The following is a 22,962-nucleotide window of genomic DNA, read 5'->3' on the forward strand; positions in this document are numbered from 1 at the left end:
CATAACTCTACCCTCGGACCGCACAGAAAAAGACGGAAACAGGCGATATGAAAGACTTGGCAAATCTGGACAAGTTCCAGGACCCCCATGTAACGGCCAAGGGCGAAGCGCGGGCAACGGTTGCGCTGACCCATCCCGAAACCCTTTGGTTCAACACCGGCACGCTGTGCAACATCGCCTGTGCCAACTGCTACATCGAAAGCTCGCCCACCAATGATGCGCTGGAATATATGACGGCCGATGAAGTCTCCAGCTATCTCGACCAGCTTGAAGACCGCAATTGGAACGTGCGCGAGATTGGCTTTACCGGTGGCGAACCGTTCATGAACCCCGCCTTCCTCGACATGGTCGAACGGTCGCTGGATCGCGGATACGATGTTCTGATCCTGACAAACGCCATGGCCCCAATGATGCGCCCAAAGGTCAAGGCCGGCATCGTGCCCTTGGTCGAAACCTATGGTGACAAGCTGACCTTCCGCATCTCGCTCGACCACCACGCAGCCGCTGTCCACGACACGGAACGCGGTGTCGGCACCTTCGCCAAAACCCTGCGCGGCGTGGATTGGCTGTCGTCCATCGGGGCTCGACTGGCTGTCGCGGGCCGGATCGAAATGGCAGAAGACGAAAATGAGGCACGCGCCGGATATGCCGCGCTCTTTGCCAAACACGGCTGGGACATCGACGCCCAGGACCCCGGCATGACGGTCCTCTTCCCCGAAATGGACGCCAATGTCGAAGTGCCCGAAATCACGACCGCCTGCTGGGGCATCCTGAACAAACATCCCGACGCGGTGATGTGTTCTTCATCCCGGATGGTGGTCAAACGCAAAGGGGCCGCAGCCCCCGCGGTGCTGGCCTGCACCCTCCTGCCCTACGACCCGCAATTCGAGATGGGCGAAACGCTCGCGCAGGCCGAGGCGGACGTCTCCCTGAACCACCCACATTGCGCCAAGTTCTGCGTTCTCGGCGGCGCCTCCTGTTCCGCCTGAGCGCGACGCATCCCGGGTCCGGCGGGTGGGCGAATTTGCGCAAGCAAAGAGTGCACGCGACGGACCAAAACCGACAAAGGTTAACGTCGGCACACACCTTACCAATGGGCTAATGGGCCCCGCGCATCCAAAAGACGCTGTTTTCCCGCCAAAATGTGGAGTTTCGAAAATTGATACCGAAATCAGGTCAAAAACGACCCCACAAAATACGCAGTTTGCGTCTCAAAACACGCAGTCTGGTCGATCAACCGCCCGTCGCACCGCAACGCGCGCTCCATTAACCTCTCAGTGCACCGTGAATTCACCCGTCACATTCCGCCACTCCCTAGGCGCGATCATCTTGCGATGGGTGAAGCGCACGGAATGCAGTGCTCCCTCAATCTCGGTCTTCCAGAAGTCGATGAATTTGAACAAGCGCGGATGGTCCGGCGCGAGGTCATAGTCCTGCCAGACAAAGGTGTTCAACACGTGCGTGTAATCCGGCATGTGGTAGATCATTTCGGCCGTTGTCAGGCCATATCCTTTCAACATCAGTTCCGTTTCGGTATCTGCCATGTTTCGCCTCCGTTTTTTGCCTTGTTGGTCTAGCAGAACGGATCGAGTATTAATTTTCAATAAAAACAGTATCTTGGCACCAGACACGGCAGACTGCTAACAACCATCGCCTCCGCACCATTGCACCCTATCTGCGCTTTCTGATAGACTGCACCGCAATATATAGCGCACGCGACAGAACGAGCAGATCAACGTGAACGACACGCCCCAACCTCCTGAAAACGATGATGAAATGATGCCCGAACGGCCAGCCTATGATGGCCCCTCGGTCTCGATCGAAGACGAAATGCGCACGTCCTATCTGGACTATGCCATGTCTGTCATCGTGTCTCGTGCGATCCCCGATCTGCGCGACGGCTTGAAACCAGTGCACCGCCGCATCCTTTACGCGATGCACGAAACCGGCAACACGCACGACAAATCCTACCGCAAATCCGCGCGCCCCGTGGGTGATGTCATGGGTAAATACCACCCCCATGGCGACAGCGCGATCTATGACGCCTTGGTGCGCATGGCACAGGACTTTTCGATGTCCCTGCCGCTCCTCGACGGGCAAGGCAACTTCGGCTCCATGGACGGCGACAACCCCGCGGCCATGCGCTACACTGAAGTGCGGATGGACAAACCCGCCGCCTTTGTTCTGGCCGACATCGACAAGGACACCGTTGATTTTCAAGACAATTATGATGGCAAAGACCGCGAACCAACGGTCCTGCCATCGCGCTTCCCCAACATGCTCGTCAACGGTGCGGGCGGCATCGCCGTCGGCATGGCGACCAATATCCCACCCCACAATCTGGGTGAAGTGGTCGACGCCTGCCTTGCCCTGATCGAAGACCCGGACCTGTCGTCCGAAGCCTTGATCGACTACGTGCCTGGTCCCGACTTCCCGACGGGCGGCATCATGCTGGGCCGCTCCGGCGCGCGCAAAGCCTATCTCGAAGGGCGCGGCAGCGTCATCGTTCGTTCCAAGACCCGTGTCGAAGAGCTGCGCAAAGACCGCTACGCCATCGTCATCGACGAGATCCCGTATCAGGTGAACAAGGCCACGATGATCGAACGCATCGCCGAGGCCGCTCGCGACAAACGGATCGAGGGGATTTCCCACGTTCAGGACGAATCCGACCGCAACGGCGTCCGCGTGGTGGTCGAACTGAAACGGGATGCGACCGCAGAAGTCGTTTTGAATCAGCTGTTTGAGATTCACACCAATGCAAACCTCCTTCGGCTGCAACATGCTGGCGCTGAACGGCGGACGCCCCGAACAACTCACGCTCCGGCGCTTCCTGACCTCCTTCCTCGACTTCCGCGAAGAAGTGGTGATCCGCCGTACTGCCTTCGATCTGCGCAAGGCTCGCGACCGCTCACACATCCTGTGTGGTCTCGCAGTGGCGGTCTCAAACGTGGACGAAGTTGTTGCCACTATCCGTTCCTCCGCCGACGCCGCAGAGGCGCGCGCCAAGCTGATGGAACGCCGCTGGCCCGCAGCAGAGATCGAAAGCTACCTCCGTCTCATCGACGACCCATTGTCGAAGATGCACGATGATGGCACCTATAACCTGACCGAAATCCAGGCCCGCGCGATCCTCGATCTGCGCCTGCAGCGCCTGACCCAGATCGGGGTCAAGGAAGTCACTGACGAACTTGAAGAACTGGCAGCTAAGATCAAAGAATACCTCGATATTCTTGGAAGCCGCGAGCAGATCATGGGCATCATCTCGAACGAGCTAACCGAGGTGAAGGAGCTCTTCGCCGTGCCCCGCCGCACCGAAATCGTCGATTGGTCTGGCGACATGGAAGACGAGGACCTGATCGAGCGCGAGGACATGGTCGTGACCGTGACCTCCGGCGGTTATATCAAGCGCACCCCGCTTGCCGATTTCCGCAGCCAGAAGCGCGGTGGCAAAGGTGTGTCGGGCATGCAGACCAAGGAAGAGGATGTGATCACCACCCTCTTCGTCGCCAATACCCACACGCAGCTTCTGTTCTTCACGACCGACGGGATGGTCTACAAGCTCAAGACATGGCGCTTGCCGCAGGGCGGCCGCACGTCCAAGGGCAAGGCCATCGTCAACATTCTGCCTATTCCCCAAGGGGTTAGCATTGCCGCCATCATGCCAGTCGACCGGGATGAAAAAGAATGGGACGACCTGCAGGTCGTGTTTGCCACCTCTGCCGGGACCGTGCGCCGCAACAAGCTGTCTGACTTCACCAACGTCATGCGCAACGGCAAGATCGCCATGAAGTTCGAGGATGAACACGCCGAGACAACCCTGATCAACGCACGCATCGCATCAAATGATGATGATGTGATGCTGGTGACAAATTCGGGCCGTGCGATCCGTTTCCCGGCAACCGACGTGCGCGTGTTCAACAGCAGGAACTCGGTGGGCGTGCGTGGTGTCAAGCTTAGCGGGTCGGACAACGTCGTATCCATGTCGATCATACGCCACTTCGATGCAACCAGCGATGAACGTTCTGCCTACCTCAAGATGCGCCGCGCCGTTGCCGGGCTTGCCGACGATGGCGAAGCATCCGACGAGGAAGAAACCAACGCCAACGCAACCATCAGCCAGGAACGCTATGCAGAAATGTCTGCGGCCGAAAACCTGATCCTGACGATCACGGCGCAAGGATCGGGCAAGCTCAGCAGCAGCCATGACTATCCTGTCCGTGGACGCGGCGGTTTGGGCGTGGCGGCGATGGACAAGGCCATGCGCGGCGGCGACATCGTGGCATCCTTCCCCGTCGACTTGGATGACCAGATCATGCTCGCCACATCCAAGGGTCAGTCAATCCGCGTGCCCGTGGATGGCATCAGCTTCCGCTCGCGCAACGCTGGAGGCGTACGCGTCTTCAACACCGGCAAGGGCGAAGAAGTCGTCAGCGTCGCATGGATCGCTGATCAGGGCGACGAAGAGGAAGAAGGCGGCGAAGGCTGATCTTCAGTTCAGCGGCGGCAGAACATCTTGTAACGGGATCGGCGTGTACCACAGCGTGTCGATCTCGGCCTCGCGCACGGCACCGCAGTGCGGTGTGTCACGCGCCATGTCCACGACGATGGCATAGCTCTCTTCCATTAACGGAATGTGTTCGGCGCAACTTGGGTACACATCCACGTCGTGCTCGCAAATGTGCGCCCGCAGCCGCTCTGCGCGTACAAATGGGCACAAGATATCTCGTTCAAAATCTACGCTTTCAGCGGCCTTGACCCACTGCGGTGTCGCACCATCCTTTTGGGCGTCATAGTAGGTCTGTACTTGCCGGGTTTTTGACAAAAGATACAAATCGAGCCCTCGAACAATGTCACTTTCATAGACAAGCGCGTTTATTTCGGCGTCTTCGTAAGCGTAGTACTGACTGAAATCGCTTTGGATATGCGCGCTCGCATATCTGTGCCAAAAGTCGCTTGAGTACGGTGCAGCATGAAGCCTGCGAACTGAAAAGTCGCGCTTCTGTTTGGCCAGCGCCTCAAGCCGCTCCGCCTTGTCCACCTCGCTTTCATCGCTGTTCACGCGCCGTGTCGTCGCGCTGCCATCTGCGTTAAAAACGGTGATCCACGGCAGTTCGAATTGAACATCCTCAACCATGTCCAAAAGGCGAAGATTGAGCGGGTCCATTTCAAGGAACGCAAGACTGCGCTCAAGATGAGCCCGTCGCATCTTGTTTTTCATGTTGCGGCGCTTGTGGTAGAGGCCGAAGCGGTTTTGGAACGTGCTCGCCCACCTGTCCAGATCCATCAGTTCATACAGATCTGGTTCCATGCTCACGAACGCACTTTCGATCCAGTCCAATTGAGCTTCGGACACCGCGTCATAGCCAAAATTGTTCATCATGTTTAGCAATCTGACCGTTACCATGTCCGGATTGTCGGGGTTGTAGTCCGGCCACTCAGCGATGTCCTGGTTTCTTACGTCGCCATAAACCGTCTGCCCGTACATCAGGCACAAGGTCCGCGCCTCGTCCGAGATCCGAGTGGCATATTCCTGGCAAAAGGTGGCTATCGCCTCCACTCCGTAGCGCCCAACAAAATCATATGCACGTTGCAAGGTGCCCCAATTCGGATGACTGTCCATGACACGATTCACAGCGGCGACAGGATCACCAACCTGTTTGTCATAGCCATACATGACAATCACAGCATCAGAGGCCGGGATCAGACCGGGTGCCGCGGCATAGGCAAACCGGGCATGCAGCACGCCTTGGTCCCGCATCTTGCGCGCGACATCATAGCTCCAACCGTTGCGGCTTGACGCGATGGCGCCTGCAGCATTCCAAAGGCTCCAGGCTCGGGCAATCCGCGCGTAATGATTGCCGGTGTCCCGGTTCAACCACTCCTTCACAAAGGTGGTTGTTTTCGGGTGGCTGCGCGACAATACGATAAACAAATCGCGCATGTCATCCGCGCTCAGATCATCCCGTTCAAAGCGCTGTTGTGCGTCTTTGATCAATGCCTGAACGGCGATGAAGTCACCGTCCTGAACCTTGTCAAAAAGCTGTCGATCAAGCGATGGCTCTGCACTTGCTGCAAAGCCAAAGACCATCAAAACCAACGCCAGAATTGCGCGCATCACAGCCACCTCTCAATACTGTCAAGAGTAGTATCGTGGCCGATTGCGACTCAGCTGGGCCCACACTTGGGCGATGCTGTGGCGCAGAACAGTTCTACAGCCTGTAGATGCCCGCGAACTTGTTCCGAAGATATGCGACCAGAGGCTCTGGGCCGGGGCTGCGCCCGCTGGCACGTTCGATCACCTCGCGCGGCTCATACAGGCTGCCATGGGTTTGCAAATTGTCGCGCAGCCACGCCGTCGCCGCCGATGTATCCCCTTGTGCCAGCTGCGCATCAAGGTCCGGCACGGCGGCACGCAAAGCCTCGTGCAGACACCCGGCATATACATTGCCCAAGGAGTAGGTCGGGAAATACCCGAACAATCCAACAGACCAATGCACATCCTGCAACACACCGTTTGACGGCTTATCGACGGCATATCCGAAATCAGCCTCGAACCGATCATTCCAAGCGGCTTCCAAGTCATTGACGCTCAGGTTCCCAGACATCAGCGCCCGCTCCAGATCAAAGCGCAAAAGCACATGCAGATTGTACTGCACCTCGTCCGCTTCGGTCCGAATATAGCCGTTCGAGACCATATTCACCGCAGCAAAGAACGCATCCTCCCCCTCGATCCCGAAATCCCCGAACGCATCCCGCATCTGACCGTAAAGCCACCCGGTAAAGGCACGGCTGCGGCCCAACTGGTTCTCGTAGATGCGGCTTTGGCTCTCATGCACCCCCATCGACACCCCGCGCCCAAGCGCGGTCATCAGATAGGCATCGTCGATGTTCTGCTCATAGCAGGCGTGCCCGACCTCGTGGATGGTCGAGTAGAAGCAATTAAACGGGTCTTCGGGGTTGGTGCGCGTCGTGATCCGCACGTCTGTGCCCGACCCGGATGAGAACGGGTGTACCGCCTTGTCGATCCGCCCATGGCCCATGTCATAGCCGAATGTCTTGGCCAACAGCGTGCTCAGCCGAAGCTGCACCACGTCGTCAAATGTCCCGGTGACTCCATCGGGCGCAGGGCGCTCCAGAATGGCCGCGCGCAGGGATGTCAGGGCGGGCCGCAGCGCCCCAAACATCACTTCCAGATCCGCGCCCGTGGTGCCCGGCTCGTAATCCTCAAGCATCGCATCATACAGATCGCCGCCATTGGCCAGCGCCGCACCTTCTTCGCGTTTGAGGGTGACAACCTCCTCCAGCACAGGCGCGAACGCCTTGTAATCATCCGCTTCGCGCGCCTCGGCCCATTTGCCTTGTGCCGTCGACGTCACCCGCGCGATCTGGGCCGCAAGATCGGCCGGCACCTTCGACGCCCGGTCATAGCTGCGCTTGATCTCGCGCAGCTTCGCCGCACCCACCTGGTCCAGCACGCCCCCTTCAATGGCGGCCAACCACTCACCCACCTGCGGATCAGTCCGACGGGCATGCAGAACGCTTTCCATCGCCGCCATTTCCTCGCTCCGTTGAGCAGCAGCGCCGCGCGGCATCATCGTCTCCTGGTCCCAGCCCAGACGCCCCGCAACCTGCCCCAAGGCCTGTGTCGTGTGGTCAAAGGCCAAAAGGTCGTCAAACGCTTTCATCAGGAAGTTCCTCGAATGGATGTGGCAATGGGATAGGCCGACAGGAAACGGGCGCGCAGGATCAGCGCCCACAGCACCACAGCCAGGAATTGGTGCAGGATCGCCACTTGCCAAGGTGCCCCATAAAGCACGGTCGCGATGCCCAGTACGATCTGCAGGCTCATCGCTGCAAAGACGGCATTGAAAGCAAAGCGCGTGTTCTCATGCGCCGATCTGCGTCCGCGCAACCAGACCACCACGGCAAAGGCAAACAGCAGATAGCCGGTCACGCGGTGGATAAACTGGACCAGCCCCGGGCTTTCAAAGAAATTCCGCCAGAAGGGTTCAAACACAAAGGCACTGGCCGGGAACACCTGCCCGCCCATCAGCGGCCAATCGGTATAGGACCGCCCGGCATCAATGCCAGCCACAAGCGCCCCAATCAGGATTTGCAGAAAGGCAAAGTGCATCAGGCCCGTCGACATCGAAAACAGCTTGGCCTCTTTCGACCGGCGCGCCTGCATCAGATCCCGCTCGGACCGACCAAGCAGGTAGGTATACCATGAAATGAAACCCAGAATGACAAAGGCAAGGCCCAGATGCGTGGCAAGCCGGTAGCTGGCCACATCCACCATGCCCTCGCCCTGCGTCACACCGCTGGCAACCATCCACCAGCCAATGGCCCCTTGCAGGCCACCCAGAACACCCAGCCCCAACAATCGCGGCGTCCAACCCGTGGGTATCTGGCGGCGGATCAGGAACCAGAAAAACCCGATGGCCCAGACCAGACCAATGACCCGACCCAACTGCCGGTGCCCCCATTCCCACCAGTATATGACCTTGAAATCGGCAAGCGTCATCCACTGGTTCTGGATACGAAACTCATCAATCTGCTGGTACAGGGCAAACTCCGCCTGCCAATCCGCTTCGTTCAGTGGCGGAATGGCCCCGGTAAAGGGACGCCATTCCGTGATGGACAGGCCGCTATCGGTCAAACGAGTCAACCCACCCACCGCGATCATCACGACCACGAGGGCGAAAAGGATCATCAGCCAGACCCGGATGGCACCGCGCGCACCGCCCCTGCCCTTGTCGATGACCCCGGTTTCAACCACCTGTTTTTCAGTGGTGCCAACCTCTTCGAAAATGCTGCGGTTCTTTGCCATTTCAGCCTCGGGTTTCTGTGTTGACGCGCAACCTAGGCCTGCCCGTACCCAAGGTCCAGCGTCACTGACGCGACGCCCAGCGGACCATCTGACGCAGCATGCCATGCAGGGTCTGTACGTCGGCACGTGTCAGCGGCATCCGGCTCCACAGATTGCGCAGGTTCATCTTCATGCTGGGCGCCTTGTGCTCGGGAAAAAGAACCCGGCCTCTTCGAGCCGTTCCTCGAAATGTCGGGCAAGATGATCGATCTCATGCACATCGGCCCAGTCGGTACCCGCCATTTCTGCCACGCGATGCTCAATCTCCGTACTGGCGCGCACCCACTCATACCCAACAAGCAAGACACATTGGGCGAGGTTCAGGGATGGAAATTCCGGGTTCACCGGAACGGTGATCAGCGCATTGGCCTGCGCCAGATCCTCGTTCTCCAGCCCCGCCCGTTCCGGGCCAAACATGACCGCCACGTGCTGACCTTCGGCAATTCGCCGGGCCGCATCGTGCATAGCCGCCTCGGGGCTGAAGATCTGCTTGGTCATGTCGCGCATCCGCGCCGTGGTGGCGTAGACGTAGGTGCAATCCGACAGGCTGGCCGCGACATCCGGATGCACCGTGGCCGCATCCAGCACACGGCCTGCCCCGCTGGCCATGGCCACCGCTGCCGGGTTCGGCCATCCATCGCGCGGATCAATGATGCGCATCCGGTCCACGCCAAAGTTCAGCATCGCCCGGGCCGCAGCCCCGATGTTCTCGCCCATCTGGGGGCGTGTCAGCACAAATGTCGGTGTCATGGCGCGCCATCTACCCCGTGACGACACACCCGACAATCCCTTTCACTTTGCAAAATAAACTCCCGCCGGAGGCATAAATCTTTTCATCCCATGTGTTTTCCGGCTAGAGCGACAACCAGAACAAAAGGACCACGCCAATGAGTGCCCCCGAGCAGCCGCAGATCTACCTTCTGACCCCGCCCGTGTTCGAACTGTCCGTGTTCCCCGATCAACTGGCCTCGGTCCTCGATGCCCATGACGTGGCCTGCATCCGCCTTGCGCTTGCCACCCGGGACGAAGATCGGATTTCCCGCGCCGCCGACGCCTGCCGCGAAGTGGCGCACGCCCATGACGTCGCCATCGTGGTGAACGATCACACGCAACTGGCCGAACGGCTGGGTCTGGATGGCGTACATCTGTCCGATGCCTCGAAATCGGTCCGCGATGCGCGCAAGGCGCTTGGCCCGGATGCAATTGTTGGCAGCTTCTGCGGCACATCCCGCCATGACGGCATGACAGCAGGCGAAGCCGGTGCCGACTATGTCGCCTTCGGCCCGCTCACCGGGGTCGGAGATGAAGCCACGGCAGAGCACGACCTGTTCGCCTGGTGGTCCGAGATGATCGAGGTGCCAATCGTGGCCGAGGGTGGGTTGACCCTCGACATCGTCAAGCGGCTCGCCCCCATCACCGATTTCTTCGGCGTCGGCGAAGAGATTTGGGGCGACGAGGATCCCGCCGCTGCCCTTGCCCGCCTGATGGACCCTCTGGGTTAAAGAAGCGTCCGCTCGATCACCCAATAGATCGCCACAACCGCGATGATCAGCGATCCGGTCATCGACCACGCCCGGAACATCACGTTGTAATCGGTGATCGTCTCCTCCTGCCCCTCAAGGTCAGAGATGCGCGCGGCACGTACGCCCAGCCACAGCGCGAACGCCGCCAAGGCAATGACGGTCAACTGACCCAGCTCAACCCCGACATTGAACCCGATCAGGGCCGGGATGAATTGACCCTCTGGCAGACCGAACTCCCCTAGCACGGACGCAAAGCCAAGGCCGTGCAACAAACCAAAGCCAAACACAATCATGGGCCGCCACCGGTTAAGACCACGGGCAAAGATGTTCTCGACCGCGACATAGACGATCGAGGCCGCAATCAACGGCTCAACGATACTGCCGGGCAGGTTCACCAGCCCCAGCGCGCCAAGCGCCAGCGTGACCGTGTGCGCCAACGTAAAGGCCGTGACCTGCCACAGAAGTGGACCCAAACGGGTCGACAGGAAGAAAAGACCAAGAACGAACAGGATGTGATCCAACCCCTTAGGCAGGATATGGTCAAAGCCAACCGGGACGTAGGCACCAAAAGTCTGCCAGCCAGACGCCTCATCCCCACCGGCAACCGCAATCGGGCCACTGTTCTCGCCACCACCAATCAGCCCGGTATAGGGCGCCTCTACCCCTTGCTGGCGCAGGATCAGATCCCCCGCACCGTCAGGCCAGGCCACCTGCAAAACGTTTGTCCCCGCGGGGACAGATCCGGTCAGCGCCACGTCGGAAATGCGCGCAAGCTCTTCATTTGGCACCTCGGGCACGGTCACATTTTCAAGGCTGAGTGCAACGGGCTCACCATTGGCGATCAGCAACGGCAAACTGTTCCATGTCGTCACCAGCGTAGAAACACGCGCCTCGACCTCTGCGCCACTCAATGCGCGCAAGGCGTCATAATCGCCCGCATTCTCGGCATTATCCGTATCTGCCACAACATCCAGATCGATGCCCGACAACTGCGCCTCGACATTCACGCGCACCTCAAGCCGCACCACACCATCCACAACGGTCAGGTCCGCAATCGTCGGCACAACTTCGTGAGCCACAGCCACATTGGACCAAATCGCCCAGCAAAGAGTTGACAACACCGCCCAAAGCCGCAGCTTCAAAGGCACTCGAACAAAGGCAGCCTGCATGTATATCGTCCGTCTTCTATTTGCTCTTTGGTGCGCCATCCTGACGACAAGCGCAACCGCTCATGAATTCTGGATTGAACCAGAGACGTATCAAGTGGAGCCATCGGGTAAAATCGTGGCACGACTGAAGAATGGTGAGAACTTCGAAGGCGTGAACCTGGCCTATTTCGAACGTCGCATCGAACGGTTCGACGTGGTGGTCGGTGACACCATACGCCCGGTCGAAGCGCGAATGGGTGACAATCCGGCCCTTGATGTGCCCGCACCTGTCGGTGGGCTTGTCGTGGTTGTGCATGAAACGACATCGTCTTTGTTAACGTATAAAGACTGGGCAAAGTTTCAGAAATTTGCCGATCACAAGGATTTCCCGAACATCGAAGCCCGGCACGCCAGCAATGGCTTCCCTGAGCCACCTTTCAAAGAACGCTACACCCGCCACGCTAAGTCCCTGATCGCTGTTGGAGATGGTCAAGGCGCGGATCGGGCACTGGGTCTGAAAACCGAATTCATCGCGTTGACCAACCCCTACGCGCCAGCGTTCGATGGCACCATGCGGGTGCAAGTCAATCTCGACGGTGCTGTGCGGCCAGACGTACAGGTCGAGGTGTTTGATCGTGCTCCTGATGGAAATGTTGCCGTCACCCTGCATCGCACGGACGACGCGGGCATCGCATCCGTTCCGGTGGAACCTGGTCACGCCTATCTGTTCGATGCCGTATCGATTGCGCCGATAACAGATGGCGGCGACGCCGTATGGGACACGTTCTGGGCCGCTTTGACATTCGCCGTCCCGACCCGGTGACCACATCCCCTTGCCTCTTCCCGCAGTGGACGGCACAAGGCGGGCATGACGCGCTCACATGACATTCTCTGCATCGGTTCCGTCCTCTGGGACGTGATCGGCCGCGCGCCGCTGGCAATGCGCCAAGGATCAGACGTGCCGGGCAGGATCACCCGCCTACCCGGCGGTGTTGCCATGAACATCGCCATGACATTGGCCCGTTTCGGCCTGACACCAGCCTTGCTGACGGCCATTGGCCGCGATGCTGAAGGGGACGAGTTGATTGCCGCCTGCACCGCGCGCGGCATGATCACGGACACCGTCTATCGCTCCGAAGACTTGCCAACCGACCAGTACATGGCCGTCGAAGGTGCCAATGGCCTGATCGCAGCCATCGCAGACGCGCATTCGCTGGAAAGCGCCGGAGCCAAGATCTTGCGCCCGCTGACCGATGGCACCATCGCAACAGATCGCGCGCCCTACACCGGCCTTGCAGCCCTTGATGGCAACCTGACACTGGACCTGCTGAACGAAATTGCGACCAGCCCGGTTCTTGCAAATGCAGACCTGCGCGTCGCCCCGGCCTCCCCCGGCAAGGCCGAACGGTTGGGTCCGTTTTTGACGCACAGCCGCGGCACGCTCTACGTGAACCTCGAAGAAGCGGGCCTGCTCTGCCAACGCGGTTTCGAAACATCCATGGACGCGGCCGAGGGGTTGCTGGACCGCGGCGCGGCCCGTGTTCTTGTGACAGATGGCGGCAACACGGCCACCGAAGGATCAGCTGACGGACTGGTCAGCGAAACGCCCCCGCAAGTGCTGGTCACCCGGATCACCGGCGCCGGTGACACATTCATGGCAGCCCATATCGCGGCGGAAGTCCGGGGGGCAGATCGCCCCGAAGCGCTGCATGCCGCGTTGGAAGCCGCCGCGATCTATGTTTCAGGAAAGACGCCCACATGACCCTGTTCACCCCCTCACCCGAAGTCGCAGATGCATTGGCCACAGGCGCGCCCGTTGTCGCGCTGGAAAGCACGATCATCACGCACGGCATGCCCTATCCGCAGAACCTTGAGGTCGCGCGCCAGGTCGAGGCTGACATCCGCGCGACCGGAGCGGTGCCCGCGACCATGGCCGTCATCAACGGCACATTGCATGTTGGCCTCACAGAGGCGCAGCTTGAAACACTGGCGCAGTCCAGGAACGTGGCCAAGCTGAGCCGTGCGGACATGGCAGCCTGCATCGCCAATGGCGGCACCGGCGCGACAACAGTGGCTGCAACGATGATCGCGGCCCGGATCGCGGGTATCTCAGTCTTCGCCACCGGCGGGATCGGCGGCGTGCACAAGGGCGCTGAAAACAGCTTTGATATCTCTGCCGACCTTCTGGAACTGGCGCAGACCCCTGTGACGGTCGTTGCAGCTGGCGCCAAGGCTATCCTGGACATTCCCAAAACGCTGGAGGTCTTGGAAACCCAAGGCGTGCCCGTCATTGCCTATGGGCAGGACGACATGCCCGCCTTCTGGTCACGCAGCGCAGGTGTTGCCGCACCCCTGCGCATGGACAGCGCCGCATCGATCGCCGCGGCCCACACGCAACGCGCCGTCATGGGCATTCCGGGCGGCCAACTGATTGCAAACCCGATCCCCGAAACGGACGAGATTGACCGGGCAACACTTGCCCCCATCATCGCACAGGCCGCACGGGACGCGGATGCACACGGCATCACCGGCAAAGGGGTGACGCCGTATCTGTTGCAACGCATCTTTGAGTTGACGGACGGGCGTTCGTTGACGGCAAACATCGCTTTGGTGCGCAACAATGCGCGGCTGGCAGCCGCCATTGCAACCGAATTGGGCGCAATGGGGCCAAATGCCTGAATAAAGGGCGGAAACCATTGTAGTGCCGGACACGTTGACTTACTTCTTCCGTGAACTTGCGCCGGGATCCTGATGACCACTCCTTTTGACCCCAAAGAGCCCAGGCAGCCTGGCCTGTTTTCCGGCTTGCGCGCCTCTTTTCTGACCGGTCTTGTGGTTATTGCGCCTGTTGGCCTGACCATCTGGCTGATCTGGACTGTCATCGGCTGGGTCGACGGGTTCGTCTGGCCGCTGGTGCCCACGGTTTGGCAGCCGGATCTGATCGTCAACTATTGGCTGAACAATCCACGTTTCATCGAGCGCAACGGCGCTGTTGTTCCGAACCCGGATTGGATTCATGTGAACGTCCGCGGCGTGGGCGTGATCGTCTTCCTTCTGTTCACGATCTTCGTCGGCTGGATCGCCAAGGGCTACATCGGCAATTCGCTGATCCGGTACGCCGAAAGCCTTGTGGGACGTACCCCGGTCGTGCGGTCGATCTATTCCGGGATCAAGCAGATCTCCGAGACCATATTTGCCCAATCCGAGCGGTCATTCGAAAACGCATGCCTGATCGAGTATCCGCGCAAGGGCATCTGGGCCATCGGCTTTATCTCGACCACCGCCAAGGGCGAGGTCAGCGAAAGGGCCGGCAACACCGGCGCTCTGCTCAGTATCTTTGTGCCCACCACACCAAACCCGACATCGGGCTTTCTGCTGTTTCTGCCAGCCGAAGACGTGATCGAATTGGACATGTCCGTTGAGGACGCTGCAAAGTTGGTGATTTCCGCCGGGCTGGTCTATCCCAATGGCAAGGATCCTACCAAACCGCCGAAGTGACAGGGACCACAGAAGTTCAACTGAACATTTCGGGCATATTCACGCTGTCACCATTGCCGATCCGGTCGAAATGCGCTGCCAGAAATTCCTCTGCTGCGCGCGCGCCCGCATCCCGCAACCGCCCCATAACAAAGCCATTCGGGACAATCTTGGTCGCAACACTCAGGTCGTTCATCAACGCATCGTCAGCAATCATGTGCATGTTGACCCGGCGCATATTGCCGCGCTCAATCGTCCCCTCGTCAATCAACCGCTTCACAAATGAAATGGCGCGCATCTCGCGCAGCAGGGACGAATTGAAGCTGATCTCGTTGATCCGGTTCTGGATCTGCTGCGGCGACCGTGGCAATTGCTCACGCTCCAGCGGATTGATGTTGATGACAACGATGTCGTCTGGCAGTGACGCGTCAAATAGCGGGAACAGCGCGGGGTTACCGGTGTAGCCGCCGTCCCAGAACTCCTCATCCTGACCGGTTTCACTGTCATAGACGGTGACGGCCTGAAACAGCGTCGGCAGGCAGGCCGAGGCCATGATGGCATCCGGCGTGACCTCTGCCTGTTTGAAAACCCGCAGCTTGCCGTTGCGCACGCGCGTCGCGTTGATGAACAATTGCGGACCGTCGTCGCAACAGACTTTCTCCATGTTGAACTTTGACACGATGTCGGTCAGCGGATTGCGATAGAACGGACCATATAGATATGGCGACAGCATCCGCCCGACCGCATCGCCCACAGCATAAGGTATAGAATTTTCAAGCGCCTGGGACACCTGTGCTGGGCCAAACGGCGCCATCCATTGCGCCATGCGCATGTCCTGCACGCCAGCCACCTGCCCCCAAAGCCAATCAAGGTTCTCGCGCGCGTCGTCTTCGCCGCCGATCGCCAGTCCGGCCTTGACGGCCGCACCGTTCAGGGCACCGGCAGATGTGCCCGAAATCCCCGCCACCTCGATCCGATCATCGGCCAGCAGAACGTCCAGCGCCCCCCATGTGAACGCGCCATGTGCTCCGCCCCCTTGCAGTGCCACGTTGATTTTCTTGCGCGTCATGGATCAACCCTTTGATCTGGTGGAGAGTGCGGGAGCCTCCGGCGGAAGTTTACTTGGCAAGATGAAGATGGATCACAGCGCTGTCCAACCGCCGTCAACGCTGATGGTTGTGCCGGTGATCTGGTCCGCCGCAGGCGAACAAAGGAAGACGGCGGTGCCACCCATCTGTTCCGTGGTCGCGAACTCCTTGGACGGCTGGCGCTTGAGCATCACGTTCTTGATCACCTCTTCGCGCCCCATGTCGTATTCCTTCATCGTGTCAGGAATCTGGCTTTCGACCAGAGGCGTCAGCACATAGCCCGGGCAAATGGCATTGGCGGTGATCGGCTCTTCGGCCGTTTCCAGTGCCGTGGTCTTGGTCAAGCCGACAACACCGTGTTTGGCGGCGATGTAAGCCGACTTGTACGGCGACGCAGTCAACCCGTGGGCCGAGCTGACATTGATGACCCGGCCCCATCCGGCGGCGCGCATCATGGGCAGGGCCGCGGCGGTGGTGTGGAAGGCCGAACTGAGGTTGATGGCAATGATGGCGTCCCATTTCTCAACCGGAAAATCAGGAATGCCTGCCACGTGCTGAATACCGGCGTTGTTGATCAAGATATCACATGCGCCCGCCTTTTCGATCAGGGCACGGCATTGATCCCCCTTGGACATGTCGGCCTGAATGTAGCGGGCGTTTGTCTCGGTCTCGTCCGCGATCTTCGTGGCCAGTGCATGGTCTTCGGCACGGTCGGTAAACGAGTTCAGGACAACGTCCGCCCCGGCGCGCGCCAGTTCCCAGGCCATACCCAGACCAATCCCCGAATTCGATCCGGTGATGATGGCCGTCTTGCCGGTCAGGGAAATTTCAAAAGCCATGGGCGGGATCCTTTCATCAGTGCTGTGCACATCCTGTCATGCTGCACTTGCGAAAGGAATGGCCACGCGGCCTGTCAGGCTGCGTTCCGCACAAAAAAACGCCAGCACGAAGCTGGCGTTAAGTTATTGAGGCAGGTTTCATACAGGCAAGAAACCTATCGAGCAGTGACTTCGTTATACGCAAACCCGCCCGAAGAGTCCAAGCTAAAAGTTTGATAATGCGTAAATGTCCGATGGCCGCTATTGTTAACAAAACAAGGGCGATCAAGGATTGTTTACAAAATGAGCAGGCATTTTTTCCAAATTGGACGCGCAAAAATCCATGCAACGGGTTTGATTCTTGCGGGCCTAGTATCGCTGGCGTCAACAGCACAAGCAGAGCCAAGCCATGGCATAGCTATGTATGGCGACCCTGCCCTTCCACCGGATTTTGTGGCCCTTCCGCACGCAAATCCCGATGCAATCAAGGGTGGTGCCATCACGCTCGCCAACACAGGCAGCTTTGATCTGCTCAATCCCTACATCCAGAAGGGCAACGCGCCCTGGCAGTTGCGCTTTCTGACCCATGAAAGCCTGATGGGTCGCAGCCGGAAGGAACCCTTTGCGCTTTACGGGTTGCTCGCCGAATCGATTGAGACGGACGAGGACCGGTCCTGGGTCGAATTCACCCTGCGCGAAGAGGCGCAATTTTCGGACGGCAGCCCCGTGACGGTCGAGGATGTGCTGTGGTCCTATGAAAAGCTGGGCACCGAAGGGCACGGTCGCTATCGCAGCCTGTGGACGCAGGTCGAAAACCTTGAACAAACTGGCCCGCGCAGCATCCGCTTCACCTTCAACACGGAAAATCGGGAACTGGCCCTGCTCGCCGGTATGCGTCCGATCCTTCAAAAGGCGCAGTGGGAAGGCAAGGATTTTGCCAATTCAACGATCAACGATGTGCCGATCGGCTCCGGCCCCTATGTGGTCAGCGGTTATGAGGGGTCGCGCTATGTCACGCTGACCCGCAACCCGGACTACTGGGGCAACGACCTGAACTTCCGCCGTGGCACATTCAACTTTGATGAGATCAAAATTGATTTCTACGGCGATGGCGATGTGGTGCTGGAGGCCTTCAAGGCAGGTGAGATTTCTGCATGGCGTGAGTTCAATGCCGAAACCTGGAACAGCGAGTATGACTTCCCGCGCGTCCAATCCGGTGATGTCATCAAGACCGAGATCGCCCACCAGAAGCCGTCAGGCATCACCGGCTTTGTCATGAACACCCGCCGCGCACCCTTTGATGACTGGCGGGTGCGCGAGGCCCTGATCACCGCCTTCAACTTCGAATATATCAACGACACGCTGACCGGCGGCGCACAGCCCCGCATCACCTCCTACTTCTCGAACTCGCTGCTGGCGATGGACCCGGGCGCCGCCAAGGGCCGCGTCGCAGAGCTTCTTGCGCCGTTCAACGGCAAACTGCTGCCCGGCGTCATGGAAGGCTACGCCCTGCCCGAAAGCGACGGCACCTTGCGCAACCGCAGGGCCTTGCGACGCGCCATCGGCCTGCTGGAAGAGGCCGGCTGGACAACACAGGAAGGCAAGTTGCGCAACGCTGACGGTCAGGCGATGCGTTTTACTATCCTGCTGGACCAGCAACGGACCGAGGACCGGGCGATTGCCAACCTCTACATCCAGGCATTGGAGCAGCTTGGCATTGACGTCACCGTTGACCTTGTGGACGGCGCTCAGTTCACGGCACGCGAAGACAGTTTCGACTTCGACATGACCTATATCCGTCGTGCCCTGTCGCTGAGCCCCGGCAATGAACAGTGGTTCTATTGGGGAACCGATGCCGCGGTCGAGGACGGCTCCGGCAACCTGATGGGTGTGCAGGACCCGGCCATCGACGCCATGATCACCGCCATGCTGACCGCCACAACGCGTGAGGACAGCATTGCAGCCACACGCGCGCTCGACCGGTTGCTGATCGCCGGGCGTTACGTCGTGCCGTTCTGGCAATTCACGACCGGCCGCATCGCTCATGTCTCAGAAATGAAACACCCTGAGGTGATACCGCTCTATGGGGACGGGCCGGACTGGATGCCTCAATTCTGGTGGTGGGACGCGAACTGATCTTCGGCCACTGACATGACACAGAAACTCTGGGCCGAAGGTCTGGGCACCGCGCTGCTTCTTATCGGCGTGGTCGGCTCCGGCATCATGGGCGAGGCGCTTGCAGGCGGAAACGTCGCCATCGCCCTGCTGGCCAATGCTATCGCGACCGGCTGCATGCTCTACGTGATTATCACCGTGCTTGGCCCGATCTCCGGCGCGCATTTCAATCCGGCAGTCACGCTGGCCTTTTGGTTGCGCGGCGACATCGCCACGCGCCCTGCCCTTGGTTATGGGGCTGTGCAGGTTGCGGGAGGCATTCTGGGCGTCTGGGCCACGCACCTCATGTTCGATTTGCCCGTCTTGCAGAGTTCCACAACCTTGCATCGGACCGGTCTCGCGCAATGGTGGTCCGAGGGCGTAGCCACCTTTGGATTGCTCTTCGTGATCTTCGGTGGCCTGCGTTCGCGCCCCGAGGCGGTACCGACTTTGGTCGCACTCTACATCACCGGGGCGTACTGGTTCACGGCCTCAACCAGCTTTGCCAATCCGGCAGTTACCATTGCACGCGGATTTTCCGACACGTTTGCAGGCATTTACCCGGGGCATGTTGCGGCCTTCGTCGGCGTGCAACTTCTGACCGCTCTGATCGCGCATCCGATCCTGCGCAAACTGCTTTTGATCAAAGGTTGAACTGTCACGAATTTGCAATATTGTCTGGCGCAGGGTGGATGTCTGGCCTGCAGTGGGACCTGCTGGCCGCCACGTGCAAGCACCGCACGTGGTAAACCAAAGGTAATCGGGGGTATACATGAACTGGAATGATCTGACCCGCAATTGGGCGGACAGCTACCACGCGCTGTGCCAGGAATTTCCCAAACTCGAAGCAAGCGCGATGCCCTTTCTCAAGGCAGATCAAGACCGCTTTGAAAGCTACCTCGCCGCAACCCACGACATGTCATTGAAAGAAGCGCAGGACGCATTTGACGCCTTCCTGTCGCAGCGCGCCCAGGCTCTGCATACCGCGTGATCGCGCTCAGGCGAGTGACGTTACCCACAAGATCAAAGCATCCTCGTCGCTGACGGACACCACATTGTGGCCCATCGTGGCATCGTAATACGCGCTATCGCCCCGCCGCATATCGACGGGTTCATAAAACTCGGTATACAGGCGGATGACTCCGGTCAGCACATACAGGAATTCTTCGCCATCGTGCCGCACCCAACCATCGAATTCATCCATCGACCGCGCCCGTACACGCGCACGATAGGGCAGCATCTGCTTCTTGGTCAGCGTCTCGGCCAGCAACTCGTGCTCATAGGTCACCGTGGCCTGAGCGTTGCCCTGCCCCGACTGCGTGACAACCATGCGGCCGTTGATCTGGCCCTTTTCCGGCGGCGTGAACAGCTGCGGCACACTGATCTCAAGACCAATGGCCAGCTTCTTGAGCGCCTCGTAAGTGGGCGACATCTGACCGTTTTCGATCTTGGACAGGGTCGACCGGGCCAATCCGGCCTGGTTCGCCGCCTGTTCCAGCGTCCAGTCGCGCGCCTTGCGCAACTCGCGCACACGTGCGCCCAGATCCAGCGGCTCGGCTGTTTCATCGTGGCCCGTAGAGCGGGCGATCTGGATCAGTGTCTTGGGATCTTTTCCTTGCATGACGACTTCTATAGGACGCAGGCCCAAGGCTTGCAACGCCGCCCATGCTGAGCGTAGTCAACAGCGGCCCAATGCCGCCCTGCCCGTTCCCGTTCAACATGGCCGCTCACGTCTTGGGCCGCGCCGACACCCAACCACAAAAAGTCGCGTTGTCCGTCGTGAACGGCGACCAAGCGACATCCATGACATACGAAACCCTGAAGCGCGCTGTGCTAGGCACGGGCGGCGGGTTTCTGGCGGTAGGAAGTGCGCCCGGCGATATCGTGCTGCTGCGCCTTGGGAACACAATCGACTTTCCCATCGCATATCTGGGGGCACTGGCCGTGGGTCTTGTCCCCGTCCCGACATCTGCCGCGCTGACCAGACCAGAGGTCGCGCGGATCGTGTCCGAGCTGCGCCCCCGCCTGATCCTACGGGATCCCGACGTGACAACAGCCCCCGGTGCGCCAGAGATTGGCCTGGCCACGTTGCAGGCCTTGCGCAACCATGCGCCAGCCGATTGGCACATGGGTGATCCTGAACGGTTGGGCTACATCATCTATACCTCCGGCACATCAGGCCAACCCCGCGCTGTGGCACACGCGCATCGCGCCATCTGGGCGCGGCAATTGATGCATGATGGGTGGTATGGGCTGCGCGCCGACGACACTCTGATGCACGCTGGCGCCTTCAATTGGACCTATACGCTGGGAACCGGGCTGATGGACCCGTGGACCGCTGGGGCAACGGCGCTCATTCCTGCCGCGGGCACACCGCCCGAGGCGCTTGGCCCGCTTCTCGCCACGCACAAGGCCACGATCTTTGCTGCCGCACCAGGCGTCTACCGCCAGATGCTGGATCGCGCCGCGCCGCCCGCGTTGCCAGATCTGCGCCACGGCCTGAGCGCCGGGGAAAAGCTGCCGCAAACCACGCTGGACAGATGGCGGGACACAACCGGCACTGACCTGTTCGAAGCCTACGGCATGTCCGAATGCTCAACCTTCATCTCGGCCAGCCCGGCACATCCTGCCAAGACAGGAACGCTCGGCCAACCACAGGCAGGACGGCATGTTGCAATCCTCGGCGACGACGGTCCGGTTCCGCGGGACACACCCGGCACCATCGCCGTGCATCGATCCGATCCCGGCCTGATGCTGGAATACCTGCACGCCCCTGACGACACCGCCGCCCGCTTTGACGGAGGCTGGTTTCTCACTGGCGATATGGGCGCCATGGATGAGGACGGGCAGATCACCTATCTGGGCCGTAACGATGACATGATGAACGCAGGCGGGTATCGCGTATCCCCGCTTGAGGTCGAGGCGGCGTTGGCGGACGCGCCCGGTCTGACCGGCGTTGGCGCTGCGCAGATCGAGGTGAAGCCCGGCGTCTTCATCATCGCCGCGTTCTACACCGCAGCCGCACCACTGGACGAGGACAGCTTGCGCGCCTATGTCGACACCAAGCTGGCGCGATACAAACAACCCCGCGCCTATGTTCACCTGCCAATGCTGCCCACCGGCGCAAATGGCAAGCTGGTTCGGCGGCGGCTGCCCTTGTTCTGGCCCAAAACGACGAAAGCCACCTGATGCCCGATTCGATCAAGCTCGATATCATGTCCGACCCGATCTGCCCGTGGTGCTATATCGGCAAAGCCCACCTGGATCGCGCGCTCGAAGCGCACCCGGACCACCCATTCGTGATCGAATGGCATCCCTTTCAACTGAACCCCGACATGCCCGCCGAGGGCATGGACCGACGCGCATATCTGGAAGGCAAGTTCGGCGGCAAGGACGGCGCGGTGCGGGCCTATGCACCGGTTGTCGAACATGCGGAAAAGGCAGGCCTCAAGATCGATTTCGAGGGCATGAAACGCACGCCCAACACGCTCGATGCCCACCGCCTGATCCACTGGGCCGGGATCGAAGGCAAGCAGACAGCAGCAGTGTCGTCCCTGTTCAAAGCCTATTTCGTCGAAACACGGGACATCGGGGATCACGATGTTCTGGCCGATATCGCCGACAGTATCGACATGGACGCAAGCGTTGTGCGGCGTCTTCTGGCCTCTGATGCAGACCGCGAGGATATCTCCACACGGGACGCGCACAGCCGCCAGATGGGCATCCAGTCGGTACCGACTTTTATCGTGGCCAATCAACATGCGGTACCGGGTGCACAACCGCCTGAACTTTGGGCAAAAGTGATCTCGGAATTGCGCGAAGGCGCAGCCTGATCTGCCCAATCGATCACAATTTTACCATTTGATAGATTTTCAACCTTAAGTC

The 22,962-nt window shown here is 59.8% G+C and carries 19 protein-coding genes and 2 pseudogenes; 12 read left to right on the top strand and 9 right to left on the bottom strand.

All coding sequences use genetic code 11. From position 1 onward, the window contains the following. Positions 1-47 precede the first annotated feature (47 nt). A complete protein-coding gene (locus ACZ1HN_RS15120) occupies positions 48-989 on the top strand; it encodes a radical SAM protein (protein ID WP_472728102.1) in 942 nt (313 codons plus the stop codon). Positions 990-1,274: 285 nt separating this feature from the next. On the opposite strand, the gene ACZ1HN_RS15125 is transcribed toward ACZ1HN_RS15120, so the two are convergent. After that, positions 1,275-1,544: an usg protein gene (locus tag ACZ1HN_RS15125; RefSeq protein WP_472728103.1), complete on the bottom strand. Its 270-nt coding sequence runs from the start codon at positions 1,542-1,544 to the stop codon at positions 1,275-1,277. 193 nt (positions 1,545-1,737) lie between these two features. Here ACZ1HN_RS15125 and gyrA point away from each other — a divergent pair. Next, positions 1,738-4,486, top strand: a pseudogene (gyrA, locus tag ACZ1HN_RS15130) (DNA gyrase subunit A). 3 nt (positions 4,487-4,489) lie between these two features. Here the strand turns inward: gyrA and ACZ1HN_RS15135 are convergent. From ACZ1HN_RS15135 to ACZ1HN_RS15150, 4 genes and pseudogenes are all read right to left on the bottom strand, one after another. Further along, the gene (locus ACZ1HN_RS15135) at positions 4,490-6,115 is read right to left on the bottom strand and encodes a hypothetical protein (protein WP_472728104.1); all 1,626 of its coding nucleotides are present in this window, start codon (positions 6,113-6,115) and stop codon (positions 4,490-4,492) included. 94 nt (positions 6,116-6,209) lie between these two features. Continuing rightward, positions 6,210-7,685 carry a carboxypeptidase M32 gene (locus tag ACZ1HN_RS15140; protein WP_472728105.1) on the bottom strand — a complete coding sequence of 492 codons (1,476 nt, stop codon included), beginning with the start codon at positions 7,683-7,685 and terminating at the stop codon, positions 6,210-6,212. Further along, positions 7,685-8,830 carry a heme A synthase gene (gene ctaA / locus ACZ1HN_RS15145; RefSeq protein ID WP_299768174.1) on the bottom strand — a complete coding sequence of 382 codons (1,146 nt, stop codon included), beginning with the start codon at positions 8,828-8,830 and terminating at the stop codon, positions 7,685-7,687. Before ctaA ends, ACZ1HN_RS15140 begins: the two co-directional genes overlap by 1 nt. Positions 8,831-8,891: 61 nt before the next feature. After that, positions 8,892-9,619 (bottom strand): annotated as a pseudogene (locus ACZ1HN_RS15150) (RNA methyltransferase). A gap of 137 nt (positions 9,620-9,756) precedes the next feature. On the opposite strand from ACZ1HN_RS15150, the gene ACZ1HN_RS15155 reads away from it, so the two are divergent. Further along, positions 9,757-10,371: a thiamine phosphate synthase gene (locus ACZ1HN_RS15155; protein ID WP_472728106.1), complete on the top strand. Its 615-nt coding sequence runs from the start codon at positions 9,757-9,759 to the stop codon at positions 10,369-10,371. Here the strand turns inward: ACZ1HN_RS15155 and ACZ1HN_RS15160 are convergent. After that, positions 10,368-11,561 carry a HupE/UreJ family protein gene (locus ACZ1HN_RS15160; RefSeq protein ID WP_472728107.1) on the bottom strand — a complete coding sequence of 398 codons (1,194 nt, stop codon included), beginning with the start codon at positions 11,559-11,561 and terminating at the stop codon, positions 10,368-10,370. The genes ACZ1HN_RS15155 and ACZ1HN_RS15160 overlap by 4 nt on opposite strands. Here ACZ1HN_RS15160 and ACZ1HN_RS15165 point away from each other — a divergent pair. From ACZ1HN_RS15165 to ACZ1HN_RS15180, 4 genes are all read left to right on the top strand, one after another. After that, on the top strand, positions 11,560-12,363 hold the full coding sequence (locus tag ACZ1HN_RS15165; RefSeq protein ID WP_472728108.1) for a DUF4198 domain-containing protein: 804 nt from the start codon (positions 11,560-11,562) through the stop codon (positions 12,361-12,363). The genes ACZ1HN_RS15160 and ACZ1HN_RS15165 overlap by 2 nt on opposite strands. Before the next feature lie 45 nt (positions 12,364-12,408). Continuing rightward, complete coding sequence (locus ACZ1HN_RS15170) at positions 12,409-13,302, top strand: PfkB family carbohydrate kinase (RefSeq protein WP_472728109.1); 894 nt, start codon at positions 12,409-12,411, stop codon at positions 13,300-13,302. Continuing rightward, complete coding sequence (locus ACZ1HN_RS15175) at positions 13,299-14,219, top strand: pseudouridine-5'-phosphate glycosidase (RefSeq protein WP_472728110.1); 921 nt, start codon at positions 13,299-13,301, stop codon at positions 14,217-14,219. Before ACZ1HN_RS15170 ends, ACZ1HN_RS15175 begins: the two co-directional genes overlap by 4 nt. 72 nt (positions 14,220-14,291) lie before the next feature. Then, entirely contained in the window at positions 14,292-15,038 is a 747-nt protein-coding gene (locus ACZ1HN_RS15180; RefSeq protein ID WP_472728111.1) for a DUF502 domain-containing protein, read from the top strand. A 16-nt stretch (positions 15,039-15,054) separates the two neighbouring features. Here the strand turns inward: ACZ1HN_RS15180 and ACZ1HN_RS15185 are convergent, their stop codons facing one another. Both ACZ1HN_RS15185 and ACZ1HN_RS15190 read right to left on the bottom strand, forming a co-directional pair. Further along, positions 15,055-16,086, bottom strand: a complete 1,032-nt coding sequence (locus ACZ1HN_RS15185; RefSeq protein WP_472728112.1) for a patatin-like phospholipase family protein — start codon at positions 16,084-16,086, stop codon at positions 15,055-15,057. A gap of 72 nt (positions 16,087-16,158) precedes the next feature. Beyond that, positions 16,159-16,944: a 3-hydroxybutyrate dehydrogenase gene (locus tag ACZ1HN_RS15190; protein ID WP_299596853.1), complete on the bottom strand. Its 786-nt coding sequence runs from the start codon at positions 16,942-16,944 to the stop codon at positions 16,159-16,161. 399 nt (positions 16,945-17,343) lie between these two features. On the opposite strand from ACZ1HN_RS15190, the gene ACZ1HN_RS15195 reads away from it, so the two are divergent. From ACZ1HN_RS15195 to ACZ1HN_RS15205, 3 genes are all read left to right on the top strand, one after another. Continuing rightward, positions 17,344-19,059 carry an extracellular solute-binding protein gene (locus ACZ1HN_RS15195; protein ID WP_472728113.1) on the top strand — a complete coding sequence of 572 codons (1,716 nt, stop codon included), beginning with the start codon at positions 17,344-17,346 and terminating at the stop codon, positions 19,057-19,059. A 15-nt stretch (positions 19,060-19,074) separates the two neighbouring features. After that, positions 19,075-19,731 carry an aquaporin gene (locus ACZ1HN_RS15200; protein WP_299198838.1) on the top strand — a complete coding sequence of 219 codons (657 nt, stop codon included), beginning with the start codon at positions 19,075-19,077 and terminating at the stop codon, positions 19,729-19,731. A gap of 118 nt (positions 19,732-19,849) precedes the next feature. Beyond that, positions 19,850-20,068 carry a hypothetical protein gene (locus tag ACZ1HN_RS15205; RefSeq protein WP_299596863.1) on the top strand — a complete coding sequence of 73 codons (219 nt, stop codon included), beginning with the start codon at positions 19,850-19,852 and terminating at the stop codon, positions 20,066-20,068. A gap of 6 nt (positions 20,069-20,074) precedes the next feature. On the opposite strand, the gene ACZ1HN_RS15210 is transcribed toward ACZ1HN_RS15205, so the two are convergent. Beyond that, positions 20,075-20,698 carry a helix-turn-helix domain-containing protein gene (locus ACZ1HN_RS15210; protein ID WP_299198883.1) on the bottom strand — a complete coding sequence of 208 codons (624 nt, stop codon included), beginning with the start codon at positions 20,696-20,698 and terminating at the stop codon, positions 20,075-20,077. A gap of 44 nt (positions 20,699-20,742) precedes the next feature. Between ACZ1HN_RS15210 and ACZ1HN_RS15215 the strand changes: the two genes are divergently transcribed. Together ACZ1HN_RS15215 and ACZ1HN_RS15220 are read left to right on the top strand one after the other, a co-directional pair. Then, positions 20,743-22,266, top strand: coding sequence for a class I adenylate-forming enzyme family protein (locus ACZ1HN_RS15215; RefSeq protein ID WP_472728114.1), 1,524 nt, complete (start codon positions 20,743-20,745; stop codon positions 22,264-22,266). Then, positions 22,266-22,910, top strand: a complete 645-nt coding sequence (locus ACZ1HN_RS15220; protein ID WP_472728115.1) for a DsbA family oxidoreductase — start codon at positions 22,266-22,268, stop codon at positions 22,908-22,910. Before ACZ1HN_RS15215 ends, ACZ1HN_RS15220 begins: the two co-directional genes overlap by 1 nt. Positions 22,911-22,962: the final 52 nt, after the last annotated feature.

The organism is Tateyamaria sp. GN1-10, from assembly GCF_055693845.1.